We start from the raw sequence: 13,914 nt of genomic DNA, 5'->3' as shown, positions 1-13,914 counted from the left end.
TAGTTTAGGCATTTATACCCCAAAGGCGCAATGGTGAAGGCGATCCACCATTGCGCCTGGGTACCCGCGCTACACAGTCTCCAATGAGACCGGGGTATCGTCTTCTACTGCAACTTTGTGCTTCGGGCGTAACTTCTCAATCACTTTGTACAGGTTGGGGACCAAGATCAAAGTCACTGCCGTTGCAAACAGAACGCCGAATGCCAGGCTGATCACCATCGGGATCAGGAACTGGGCCTGGATTGAACGCTCGAACATAATCGGTACCAGACCGATAAAGGTAGTAATCGAGGTCAGGATAATCGGGCGGAAACGATCCCGGCCCGCGTGTACTACCGCATCCATCACGGCCATACCCTGAGCGCGCAGCTGATTAATACGATCCATCAATACCAGATTATCGTTCACAACCACGCCCGCCGCTGCGAGGAAGCCGAGCATCGACATGATGCTGATGTTGTGCCCCATCAATAGATGACCAACTAAGGCACCGAAGAACCCAAACGGCACAGCAGTAAGGATCAGCAACGGCTGGGAGTAGGAGCGGAAAGCAATCGCCAGCAACGCATAAATGCCGAACAGGGACAATACGAAGAAGGCCAGGATAGCACCGTTAAACTCTTCCTCTTCCTGCATTTCCCCAGCGGTTCTCAGGGAGAAACCGGGGAACTGGCGCTCCAGATCTGGTACCAGGGTCTCGCGCATATCCTTAAGGATATCCTGCGCGCTGGAAGTATTCGGCGTTATTTCAGCAAATACCCGCACGGTGCGCTCGCGATCGTTGCGGCGAATCGTGGTATAGCCCGGCACGTAAACTGCCTCGGCCACCGCTGAGAAAGGTACCTCCCCATCGTTGGTACGAATGCGGATACGGTCCATCTGCTCTTCGCTGGCGCGCTCCTCCATGGGGTAGCGAACCATTACGCGAACATCCTCACGACCACGTGGGATACGTTGAACTTCCTCACCGTAGAAACCCTGACGAACCTGCCTGGCCACGTCTGCCAAGTTAATACCCATCGTAGTGGCGTAGGGTTTCAGCTGGATCTCAATATCGCGACGGGCACTGGTCAGGTTATCCCGCACATCATAGACACCGATATAGCTATCCAGTTTTTCCTTAACCAAATCAGCAGCAGCGCGCAGTTCACCCATATCCCCTGAGGCTGTGCTCAGGTTCAGGCTCATACCATTACTGCTATTGTTGATGCTCGCATCAATATTCATGTCCTCGACGCTAGCAGGCAGCTCGCCAATCAATTCGCGCCAGCGCAACGCTAAAGACTCGGAGGTGACATCGCGCATCTCTCCATCGGTAAGCTGTAAGGTTACATAAATATTGCCACGCCAATTGAAAACCAGGGAGTTCTGCAAGAAAGACTCACCCTTGTTCTGCTCCAGCATTCCCTCATCGGTTTCCAACTTATCAGCGGCAGTGAGTACCTGCTCCATTACCCGTTCAGCTTCACTGAAGGGTTCACCCGAAGCCATAGAAATTCGCAATTGCAATAAATCAGAGGGAACCTGGGGTGAGAATGAAGAGCCCACATAACCACTCTGGAAAACAGCGATCGACAAACCCAGTGCCAACATAAAGCTCATCACTGTGGTGCGGCTATTGCTAAGGGACTTTTCCAGCAAAGGTAGGTAGTACTTATCTCCGGCCATCTTCATCGCACCGGCAAAACTTCTACGTATGTTTTGTAATTTAATTCCCAGTGTCGATTTGGCAGGTTTCTCTGGCTTCATGCCCACCAAGTGAGCCGGCAGGATCAACAGGGATTCCACCAGGGAGAAGACCAGACACAGCAGTACCACCACCGGCAAAGCCAGCATCATCTGTGCGGTAACGCCGGGTAGGAACAGCATGGGAATAAAGAACACCATGGTGGAGGTCACGGCGAAAATTACCGGGGAAGCTACCTGCTTCACCCCTTGCTCAGCCGCAGCTAAGCCAGATTCACCTCTATCGTGGGCAGCATGCACTGCCTCCCCCACAATGATGGCATCGTCCACCACAATCCCGAGTATTAACAGGAAGGCGAACAGTGACAGCATATTTAGGCTGACGCCGGTCACCGGCAACAGCCAGAAAGCACCCAGGAAAGCGACAACAATGCCCACGGTTACCCACATGGCCAGTGCCGGGCGCAGGAACAACATCAGCATGACAAACACCATGGCAAAACCGCTCAGGGCATTAGTAGTCAGCAGATTCATGCGGCCTTCAAATGCCTTGGAGAAGTCGAACCAGACATCCAGTTCCATGCCCGGTGGCAATTGTTCGCGAGTCTCTTCCAGGAACGCTTTTATTCGCTCAGCGGTTTTCACCACATCCAGGGGCTCGCCCTGAATAATGCGAAGGTTCATGGCGGGATTGCCATTAAAACGAATAACGTTGTTGTATTCCTCAAAGCCATCGCGCACTGTCGCTACATCGCGCAGCAACAATACAGAGCCATCGGCACGGCTAACTACGGGGATACGCTCGAAGTCTTCGGCGGTATAGGCCTGGCCACGAGTTTGCACCTGAATATCACCGCGGTCCGAGCGCACCATGCCGGCAGGCAAATCCAGGGAGGAACGGCGCACCGCGTCGGCAACCTGATTAAAGCTCAGGTTGTAACGACGTAAATCAAGCTCGGAAACTTCAATGGACAACTCGTCTGGTCGATCACCCCAAACATCAACTCTGCGCACACCGGAAATCAGGTTGAGCTTATCGCGCAAATCCAGGGTGGTTTCCTTGAGCTGACGCTCAGAAACTGGCCCACCGATGGCGATCATCATTAACTCGGCGTTGGCTTCAATCAAGCGAATAACGGGACGCTCAATACCGTCGGGAAAGGTGTTGATACTATCCACCTGAACCTTAATATCGTTGAGCAGTCGCAGCTCGTCGTAGCCATCCATCGCCTGGATTTCAATAGAGGCACTACCCCGTCGGGAAGCAGAATTTACCTCCTTAATACCCTTTACTTCGGAGATAGCCTCCTCAACCCGAACGGTTACCTGCTGCTCCACCTCTGCCGGACCGGCGCCGGGGTAAGAGATATTAACCTCTACAATCCCAAGCTGCAGCGTGGGAAACACCTCCCGGTCGATACTCATAAGGCCAAAAATTCCGCCGATGATTATCATAATCATCAGCAGGTTTGCGGCTTTGCTATTGCGCGCAAACCACGGGATGATTCCGCTCATCACTTGCCTCCCTGGGAAGCATTGCTAACACCACCGGCATCACCAGCAGCGGATACTGTAGAGGGATCTGCTGAATCCTTAGGAAGACTCCCCAGGCCCGCTGGCCGCTCATTGAGGGGGTTAGCGGTAAGTACCATACCCTCACGGGAGTAGCCCAAGCTTGAAACAATCACTCGGTCACCCATAGCAATATCCCCGCGGAGCCAGATTCTGTCACCGATGGTTTGTAACAGCTCAACAGTTTTGTAGATCAGCTGACTCTCGTCATTCAGCACCAACAGGTGATCCCCTTCATGCAGTGCCTGACGGGGCAACTCCACAACATCATCAAAGGTTCTGCCGGCAATATCTGCCTCTACAAACAGGCCATTCATCAGCGGTACATCCCCTTCATAGGGCTTCTGTACCTGAGCAACAGCAAAAATAAAGCGGCTGTTGGGATCAATACTCGCTTCGGTTCGCACCAATTGCGCACGCCACTCGTGTTCACGTCCAGCCACAACAGCTTTCAGACGCACAGCGGGACCATTCTCAATAGTTTTACCCAGGGGAAGATCGAGCAACGCCAGTTGCTGGTCGGTCAGAGGGAGACGGACTTCAGCGATACCGGTGCTGTGAATTTTTGCCAGAGGGGTGCCGGGGGTAATGTACTGTCCCAGGTCGACAAAAGTCTCAACTACACGACCTGCAAAGGGGGCTTTGAGCGATGTGCGCTCCAAATCCAGCTTTGCCTGGTCGCGGTCAGCTCTCGCGGCTTCCACTGCAGCCTGGGCAGCTTCGAGATGGGGTTTGCGCAGGAACAGGGCATTGGCAGCTTCAGATCCCAGGTCACGCCACTCGCGCTTAGCTTGCTTGGCATGGCCCTGCTCCTGAGCCAGGGCGGACTTGGCATTTGCCAGTTGCGATTCTGCGCGAGTGACCTGATAGCGATAGTCTGCTTGCTCAAGCTGTAATAAACGGGCGTCTTTATTGAAGAAGCCACCGGGAACAAATGCATCATCCACGCTTTCGATCACACCGCCGACTCGTGCGATCACATCGATTTCATGGCGGGCATGAACGGTTCCCTGGCTGGGTACCAATAGTGTCTGGCGACGGGGTTCTATATAGAGAACATCGGCCATTGGCGGTACCACCACCTCTGGCGGTTTTTCCTCCGGCTTCGGTTTCAATACAACCACCGCAGCAATAACAGCCACCCCGACTAACAATACAATGAATAACAGCTTGTTTTTACTCGAGACTTTCACAGGTACCCTCTACCCCGTTCCCTGACCTGAATTGGTCAAATTTTAGTTAGTACGCATTCTACTGGAGTTCGACGCACATAAGAGGCAATTTGGATGCAGACTGCCGCACAAGTTTGTGCCCTGCCGCAAACCTTCCTCGCTGCGCTCGGGTAACGCATAATGCCGACCCAAAATTACTCCTGTAAGGGCCCTCTCGTTTACCCGCCAAATACCACGGAAACTGAAAGGCTACTTACTGGTCCAACATCGCCCTTAACGGTACGAAATTTCCCGGAAAACGGATGTAAACATCAAATGCTGGATATCAACGTTCGCATCGCCGAAGAACTCAATGTCAGACCACAACAGGTTACCGCCGCAGTATCCCTGCTCGATGAAGGAGCCACAGTCCCATTTATTGCGCGCTACCGGAAAGAGGTGACAGGGGCCCTGGACGACACCCAGCTGCGCACCCTGGAAGACCGACTGCGCTATCTGCGCGAACTGGAAGAACGCCGCGCTGCCATCCTGAAAAGCATCGATGAGCAGGGCAAGCTGACTCCAGAGTTGTCACAACAAATTAACAGTGCCGACACCAAGAATCGCCTCGAAGACCTCTACCTCCCCTACAAACCCAAGCGCCGCACCAAAGGGCAAATCGCCATCGAGGCTGGCCTGGAACCGCTGGCCGATGCACTGATCAACAACCCCTCCCTCGCCCCCGCAGCTGAAGCAGAGCAATACCTCAACACCGACAACGAAGACGCCACCCTTCACGTCAAAGACATCAAAGCCGCTCTGGATGGAGCCAAATTTATCCTGATGGAGCGCTTTGCCGAAGACGCCGAGCTGCTGGGCAAGCTGCGTGAATTCCTCAAGCGCGACGGACAGGTGAAATCCAAACTGCTCGAAGGCAAAGAAGAGGAAGGGGCCAAGTTCCGCGACTATTTTGAATACGCCGAAGACTGGTCCAAGGTGCCTTCGCACCGCGCCCTGGCTATTTTCCGCGGCCGCAACGAAGGCGTACTCGCTATCAGTGTGGGCCTCGCCGAAGAAGAGGGGACCTCCCCAACCTCCAGCCACCCCTGCGAAGCCATGATCGCCCGCCATGTGGATATCACCGATGAAGGTCGTCCTGCAGACAAATGGCTCGGCGAAGTAGTGCGCTGGACCTGGCGAATCAAGCTTCTGACCGCACTGGAAACTGACCTGATGGGTGAACTGCGCGAGAAGGCAGAAGAGGAAGCCATCAAGGTATTCTCCCGCAACCTGAAAGACCTGCTACTGGCAGCTCCGGCCGGGCAAAAGGCCACCATCGGCCTGGACCCGGGTCTGCGCACCGGGGTCAAAGTCGCCGTAGTCGATGCCACCGGCAAGATACTCGATCACACCGCTATCTTCCCCAACCCGCCACAGAATCGTCATCAGGAGTCTGCAGCGGTTATTGCCGCCCTGTGTAATAAATACAATGTGGGCCTAATCGCCATTGGCAACGGCACGGCCAGCCGCGAAACCGACAAATTCGTTGGGGAAACTATTAAGCAATATAAGCTGACGGCTCAAAAAGTTGTGGTTAACGAGGCCGGTGCTTCCGTTTACTCCGCCTCTGAATTTGCTGCGCGGGAATTCCCGGATCTGGACGTTACTATCCGGGGAGCTATTTCCATCGCCCGCCGCCTGCAGGACCCGTTGGCAGAGCTAGTGAAGATCGAACCCAAGTCCATTGGTGTAGGCCAGTACCAGCACGACGTTTCCCAGACTCAGCTGGCCCGCTCACTGGACGCTGTGGTCGAGGACTGTGTAAACGGTGTTGGGGCCGAGCTGAACTCCGCCTCAGCACCGCTGCTGGCCAAAGTCTCTGGCCTGACAGCTTCTATCGCCAGCAATATCGTCAGCTACCGCGACCAAAATGGTGCCTTCACCAACCGCAAACAGCTAATGGAAGTACCACGTCTGGGGCCCAAGGCATTCGAACAGGCCGCCGGCTTCTTGCGTATTAACAATGCTGATAACCCGCTGGATAAATCTGGTGTGCATCCCGAGTCCTATATCGTGGTTAAGCGCATTGCCGAGAAAAATAGCCGTGAAATTAACAGTCTCATCGGCGACTCCGGCTTCCTGCGTCGACTGAATCCGGCAGACTATACCGACGAAAAATTCGGTGTACCTACCGTTACCGATATTATCGCCGAACTGGAAAAACCGGGCCGCGACCCGCGCCCGGAATTCCGCACGGCCAAATTTGAAGAGGGCGTAGAGGAAATTAAAGACCTGCGCCCGGCAATGGTACTCGAGGGGACAGTCACCAACGTCACCAACTTCGGTGCTTTTGTGGATATCGGTGTTCACCAGGATGGCCTGGTACATATCTCTGCACTTTCAGGGAAGTTCGTTAAAGACCCTCACGAAGTCGTAAAAGCCGGTGATATTGTCAAAGTTAAAGTGATGGAAGTGGACGTTGCCCGCAAACGTATCGGCCTTTCCATGCGTTTATCTGACGAGCCCGGTGAGCAGGGTAGCGGCGGTATTAAAAAAGGTGACCAGCGCGAAAACCGCCAAGCCCAGCGCTACAACAAGCAGCAGGGCAACCGCTCCCAGAAAGGGGGCCAAGGTAATGGCCGTGGCAGCATGGGTGATATTTTGATGGCGGCGATGAAGAATAAAAAATAACCGATAAAAAGGGCGGCCAAATGGCCGCCCTTTTTATATCTCTCTGACAACCCCTCTTGCCATATTATTCAATTAAAAACTCTCCGGGCAACTCGCTAGTAAAATGCAATGCTTCTCCACTTACAGGATGAGAAAATTTCAGCTCGCTAGCATGTAACAGTAGCCTCGAAGCCCCCTTCAACGCATCAGGATGGGCATAAAAGGGGTCCCCCAATATTGGATGTCCTATTGCCTGCATATGCACGCGGAGTTGGTGAGAGCGTCCAGTAACTGGCATAAGTCGAATCAAGCTACTGTTTTCAGAGCTGGAGACTTTCTCCCAGCGGGTTAGAGATCGCTTGCCCTCGGCAAAATCTACTTTTTGCCTTGGCCTATTTGGCCAGTCACAAATAAGGGGGAAATTCACTTCACCATTTGCACTTCCTGGCACCCCCCATACTCGCGCAAAATATGTTTTCTCAACTTCTCGATTTTGAAACAACATGCTCATTTCCTTGTGAACCTCAGGATTCCGCGCCATAACCACTAATCCTGAAGTATCCATATCTAAACGATGAACAGTTAACGATCCTGGATATTGTTTCTGAGTTCGAGAAGCCAAACTATCTTTATGATTTATATTTTTTCCCGGCACGCTAAGTAAGCCACTTGGTTTTTCCAATATTAATAGCGACTCATCCTCAAATAGCACAGATAGGAAAGGGTTTACCGGGGGTGAATAGTTACGCATTACCTATAATTTTCTATCACAATATTTTATTCAAAAACCATTAAAATTAAATATATATAAAACCTATAACGCCCGATACCTAGAGTGAATACTTACGAAATTAAATATCTTGTAGTTAAAGGTGTTTTAACTGACGAAATAGAAGGCATCTTTCTAGCTTGTATACTATTTACGTAAAAATAAACGAAAGTCACAATAAGCAGAAAATACATTTAATCATAATAATAGATTAAAGTCTTAATTTTCAGACCAAATCGACCAATAAACAACCAAAACAGTACAGATTAACCAAATTAGATTTGCTAGTACTCTCCAATCAAACTGATAGATTAGCTGCATCTCCAGTACATCAATCAAAACTGACCAATTCCTTAATTTGATCTAGATAAAAAAACTATTTTTCTTTAAAAAATATGACAAACATTTCATTTTAAACGATTTGTCTTAAATGGCTCGAGACTCATTGTTCTACCAGTTAATATCTAACTTCCACTAAAAATAAGTGACAGATAAGTCACAATATTACATATAGAATATTTAGCTAGTTTCTTTGGAGGGTTAAGTGGAACACAAGTTTAAAAAGAGCTTTTTAAGTCTAGCAGTCGCTGGTACTTTTTCTTTAACGGCATTCCCAAGTATTGCTCAAGAGGGGGAAGATAAGTTAACTCAAGAGGATGTTTCTGCAAAAGAAGTTGAAATTGTAGAGCCCAGCTCTCAAAAAGAAGTTGAAGAAGTTATGGTTACCGGATCACGTATCTCTCGTGATACCTTTTCCAGTGTATCCCCCCTTCAGATTATTGATACAGAAGGGACTAGAGCTGCTGGCTTAATTGATGCTTCATCTATCTTGCAAAACAGTCAAGCCGCTTCAGGCCAGCAAATTGACTTAACTTTTTCTGGGTATGTACTTGATAATGGGCCAGGTTCATCAACTGTAAGCCTTAGAGGTCTTGGTTCTGGACGCACACTTGTCTTGCTCAATGGTAGACGTTTAGCCCCTTCAGGTGTGGGTGGTGCTCCTAGTGCCCCAGACTTAAATCTGATCCCCTCCTCCTTAGTTCAGCAGTATGATCTATTGCTGGATGGCGCCTCCTCTGTTTATGGCTCAGATGCGGTTGCCGGTGTAACAAATGTTATTCTGAAGAAAGACTTTGATGGCTTTGATTTCGAGTTTTTCTCAACTAATCCTACTCAGGACAGCGGCGAAGAAAACACTTTCAGTCTTAGCTGGGGTAAAAATTACGACCGCGGTTTTATAGGCTTCGGTGCTGAATATTTTGAAAGCGATGCTGTTACTTATGCTGATCGTGAATGGACATCAGGTTGTGAGCAGAACATTGAAGTAGGTCGTGACGGTAACATCTATAAAAGTGATGCTTATTACAGCACTAATTATGGAATGGACTGGCAAGGTGGCTGTAATGTCGGGCTGCTCGCTGGACGTGTAAGTGTACCGGGTGCAGGCAGCATCTACTATACGCCTGGTCAAAGTAATGGAGGTTGGAGTAATTTCTCTGAGTCCAACCTTTATGCAGTAGGGGCTGATGGCAATGGGGATGGCGTTACTGACGTTTCCTTCCTGGACTACAGCTTGAACGGTCGAGAAAATTTTGCACATCTATACCCAGAACAAGATCGTGCAAGTTTCATGGCGTTCGGTGAGTACACTTTCGATGGGGAAATGAACCTTACTCCATTTTTTGAAACCCTATACTCCCAAAGAAATACTTTTGTTAATACTGGAGCCTCCCAGCTATTCCCTGACGTTCCAGCTGAGAACCCCTACAATATCTGTAATCCTGACGGCGTAAATGGGGCCGACTGCGGTCTAGCTTATGATGCCCTACTTACTAACCCAAATATCGTAGATGACTTTACTGCATACTATGGCGGTGCACCAAGTGACTTTGGTCTTTTAAATGGCGCACTCGGTGCGCAGTCAACAACGCCTATCGTTGCAGTGCGTGGAGACAGAAATAAAACTGAAGTGAGTCTGGAAAGCCTTCGTTTTGTGACCGGTCTCCGTGGAGACCTGCCAATGCTTAATGTAGGCACAATGTCAGACTGGTCATTTGAAACTTATGCTTCATTTAGTAAGTCCGATGGTAGGTCCACGACTTGGGGGATACGTGAAGACCGCTTGATGCATTCCCTGAACACAACAGTAGAAGACCCAAATAATCCTGGAAACTATATTTGTGGTGATGGCACTGATGGCTGCGTGCCCGTTAACCTCTATGCAGGCTCACTGTACGAGGGGGTTATTGGGGATTTTGCCACACAAGAAGAAAGAGATTACGTATTTGGAGAGCGTAAGTTCCGTACTGAGTACTATCAGACTATTTTATCCGCCTTTGCATCAGGTAATATCTTAAGCCTTCCGGCTGGCGATATGGCTTTGGTTCTCGGACTTGAGTTCCGTAATGACCGCATTAAGTCAATTCCGAACGATGTAGCCGCTGAGGGTTTATTCTTTGGCTATACTTCTGATAAGGGTGCTACCGGTCACAAAGATACTCGTGAAGCTTACGCAGAGTTAGAAATTCCTTTGCTAGCGGGTAAATTCATGGCTGAAGAGCTTACAGCTAATTTATCTGCTCGCTTCACCGATGATGAGTACTATGGTGGCGACTGGACAGAATCTGTTAAGTTAGGATATCGCCCTGTTAACTCTTTGCTCTTACGGGGTACTTTTGGTACTTCATACCGCGCTCCAAACTTACGCGAGAACTTCCTCAAAGGACAAACAGGGTTTAATGACGTTACAGACCCCTGTGTTATTCCAGAGGCAGCAATTGATAACGTAACCGGTAATGGTTATAACCCTGACTTGGATACACGCGCACCAGAAGTTCTGGCAAATTGTATTGCCAATGGTGTGGATCCCACGGCACTAGACAACAACGGTCTTGCCACTTATTCATCTGAGATTATCTCAGGTGGTTCGCTGGAGTTAGAAGCCGAGACTTCTGAGTCTTACACGCTTGGATTCTCTTGGGAACAACCTTTCTTTGACGCCTTTGGTCTAACTATCGGCATGACTTATTATGATATTGAAATTGAGAACGCAATTGTTGAGCCATCTCATCAATATCTTGTTAACGACTGTTATACAAGTGCAGTTCAAAGCTCATTCTGTGAGCTCATAGAGCGCGATGACGAAGGCTTTATAACTTCTATTGACGCTGGCTTTATTAATCGTGATATAGAAGTATCTAGAGGTATCGACTATAACATCCGCTATGAGCAACCGGTAACAATCTTTGGAGCTCCTATTGAGCTATCTGCCAATATCAATGTTAACCGTATGCTGGAAAGGTCATTTACCTATATCAACGATCAAGGTATCGAAGACTTTGAAGACTACACTGGTGGATTTGGTTATGCTAAGTGGACTGGCAGCAGTCAGCTACAAGCAGAATATGATGACTTCCGCTTTACCTGGAGTTCACGCTATATCAGCTCCGTAGAGCAAAACTCAATATACTTGGATGAGTTTAGTGATATCTATGATACCAATGATACAGGTTATACTTCAGACACCTGTATTGGTGAAGCAAACGGTGGTACTGACTGCCGTGATGTCGGCTATGCTGATGATTATATAGTTCATAATGCATCATTGTATTATTACGCAGATACCTGGACAGCAGGTATTGGTGTTAACAACATATTTAATGAAGCACCTCCTGAAGTAGATGGCGACGAAATTCTATCCATTAATAACTCACCAATTGGTTATGGGTATGATTTACAGGGCCGCACCATATTTATGAATATGCAAATGAATTTCTAATTTGCTTTATTTTTTTAGGCCCGCTATGCGGGCCTTTTTTATTTGTATTTCGAGTAAAATCCAGATGAAGAAAATTAATTACAATATTTACGTATATTTCTCGCTACTAGTAATACTGTTACTACCACTGGCCTCACTGGCTAATACCCCCTACCCTCTAGAATACTGGGCACTTCGGGATGTAATAAGAAATGTACAAATATCTCCTGATGGAAAACATCTAGCATTAATTAAGATACCAACTAAAGACGGCTCTCCAATAATTGAAATCTATAATACAAATGCGATGGAGGAAAAACCCTATAGAGTCAATTCCGATCCAATGGAAATCACACGATTTTATTGGGCATCTAATGATGTAATAATTATGAATCTTCGACAGCAGGTCAGGAATAAAATTGACGGCTTTAACCAGGGGGTTTATGAGGGAATAATTGCATCTCTGGACATAAAGAAGAAAAAATTAAAAAAATATGATCATTTAGGTGCAAGAGTAGAGCATCTACTCCCAGAAAAGAAAAATAAGATCATATATTCATTCTTTCCGGGTGGAGATGACAACAAGATAAAAGAGGCATTTAGACCACAAACATATTATGAATTAGATCTAAAAACTGGAAGCAAAAAATTAATTCTTCGTGGAAAGCTTGCCTTAGGAGCTGTAGAGTTTGATGGAAAGGGAAGTCCCTGGTTAGCTAGGGGTTTTGATATTTCTGAAGGCGAATATGTTTGGTATGAAAGAGTAACAAACAAGAAAGAATGGCAAGAAATTTATAGACTTAGTGAAGATAGTTTTGAAACATTTGAAGTAGATGGCTTTGATGAGAAAAATCCAGAAATTTTTTTCGTAAGGGCACATAACGGAAAAGATAAAATAGGTCTTTGGGAATTCAATATTGTCAAAAAGAAATTTTCTGAAGCAATATATTTACGAAAAGATGTAGATGTCGCAGGAGTGACTTATCATAGTAATGAATGGACAAATCCAGATACTGTAACGGGCGTTTATTACTATAAGGATGGCGTGAAAACTGAATATTTAGACGCCATCAGTTCCGCAATGGCTAATCAAATACAAGGGGTTATACCTAATTCAGAATTCACAAGAATAACTAGTCGAGACCGATCCGGGAACTCCTTAGTTATTACAAATACTGGATCTAATGATCCAGGTTCATTCTATTTATTACATAAAGGAAAACTGAGAAAAATTGGTAGCCGCCAACCTCTACTCGAAGCAGATCAACTGTCAGATGTACGTTATATTGAATATAAATCACGTGACGGCAAAAACATACCCGCATACCTAACCATACCAAATGGAAAGCCTCCGTTCCCCGCTATTGTTATGCCACATGGAGGACCTTTTGTATCCGAAGTGGTTATTTATGATGAATGGGCGCAAATGTTAGCTAATAACGGCTACTTAGTACTCCAACCACAATACCGAGGCTCAATGGGGTATGGATTGGAGCACTACAAATCCGCATTTGAAGATGGTGGTCAGGGTGGCTACAAAATGCAGGATGACAAAGATGATGGAATGCTCTATTTAGTTAAAGAAGGACTTGCAGACCCTGAGCGAATGGCAATTTTTGGTTGGTCATATGGTGGTTATGCAGCTCTTATTGCTGCGAGTAGAGAGGATCAAATATACCAGTGTGCTATTGCTGGAGCCGCAGTTTCAGACCCCCAAATGCAAGTAAATTACTATCGTTATCGTATGAGGGGAGCTCAAAAAGAAGAACAGCTCACCATGTGGGGAGATAGTATATCCCCGATAAAACACGCTGCCGATGTAAATATTCCCTTACTAATTATTCATGGAAGTGTAGATCAGCGCGTACCATTAATTCATGCCGAAAAATATAAAAAAGCTTTAGACAAATATGAAAAAAATTATAAGTACCTAGTGTTAGAAGGAGCAGATCATTTCTCTAACACCTTATTCTTTAATCATCAAAAAGAGTTATTTGAATCGATGATCAGCTACTTAAATGAAGATTGTGGTATTAAAAATATTTAATTCATATAGATTAAAATATAATTAACAGATATAACATACGATCTATAAACGTGTTTTATACCTCTTAAGTCCACTTTAAATAGCCACCTCCTGCAGCGCGGGCGGTGGCAAGCTTACTACATTCTTTTTATTTACTATAAATCCAGCCCATATAAATTCACGCTACCAATTTAAGACAATATTACAACCACATATTATTCAAAAAATTCAGATAAGCCATTAAAAATATACACCCAGGTCTTATCACAAAATATAGAGACTA

The 13,914-nt window shown here is 47.2% G+C and carries 6 protein-coding genes; 3 read left to right on the top strand and 3 right to left on the bottom strand.

Annotation, left to right across the window (positions count from 1 at the left end):
* Nucleotides 1–69 precede the first annotated feature (69 nt).
* Together ACJJI3_RS17595 and ACJJI3_RS17590 are read right to left on the bottom strand one after the other, a co-directional pair.
* Nucleotides 70–3,201: an efflux RND transporter permease subunit gene (locus ACJJI3_RS17595; protein WP_444940419.1), complete on the bottom strand. Its 3,132-nt coding sequence runs from the start codon at nucleotides 3,199–3,201 to the stop codon at nucleotides 70–72.
* Entirely contained in the window at nucleotides 3,201–4,451 is a 1,251-nt protein-coding gene (locus ACJJI3_RS17590; protein WP_444940418.1) for an efflux RND transporter periplasmic adaptor subunit, read from the bottom strand. Before ACJJI3_RS17590 ends, ACJJI3_RS17595 begins: the two co-directional genes overlap by 1 nt.
* A gap of 294 nt (nucleotides 4,452–4,745) precedes the next feature.
* On the opposite strand from ACJJI3_RS17590, the gene ACJJI3_RS17585 reads away from it, so the two are divergent.
* Complete coding sequence (locus ACJJI3_RS17585; RefSeq protein WP_444942573.1) at nucleotides 4,746–7,100, top strand: Tex family protein; 2,355 nt, start codon at nucleotides 4,746–4,748, stop codon at nucleotides 7,098–7,100.
* Between the two features lie 64 nt (nucleotides 7,101–7,164).
* On the opposite strand, the gene ACJJI3_RS17580 is transcribed toward ACJJI3_RS17585, so the two are convergent.
* A complete protein-coding gene (locus tag ACJJI3_RS17580) occupies nucleotides 7,165–7,830 on the bottom strand; it encodes an RluA family pseudouridine synthase (RefSeq protein ID WP_444940417.1) in 666 nt (221 codons plus the stop codon).
* Between the two features lie 562 nt (nucleotides 7,831–8,392).
* Between ACJJI3_RS17580 and ACJJI3_RS17575 the strand changes: the two genes are divergently transcribed.
* A complete protein-coding gene (locus ACJJI3_RS17575; RefSeq protein ID WP_444940416.1) occupies nucleotides 8,393–11,626 on the top strand; it encodes a TonB-dependent receptor domain-containing protein in 3,234 nt (1,077 codons plus the stop codon).
* A gap of 64 nt (nucleotides 11,627–11,690) precedes the next feature.
* Complete coding sequence (locus ACJJI3_RS17570; RefSeq protein WP_444940415.1) at nucleotides 11,691–13,652, top strand: alpha/beta hydrolase family protein; 1,962 nt, start codon at nucleotides 11,691–11,693, stop codon at nucleotides 13,650–13,652.
* Nucleotides 13,653–13,914 lie beyond the last annotated feature (262 nt).

The sequence above is a fragment of the Microbulbifer maximicatervae (SeqCode) genome (genome assembly GCF_052466985.1).
The sequence above is the reverse complement of the archived record's forward strand: the minus strand, read 5'-3'. Positions and strand labels throughout refer to the sequence as shown.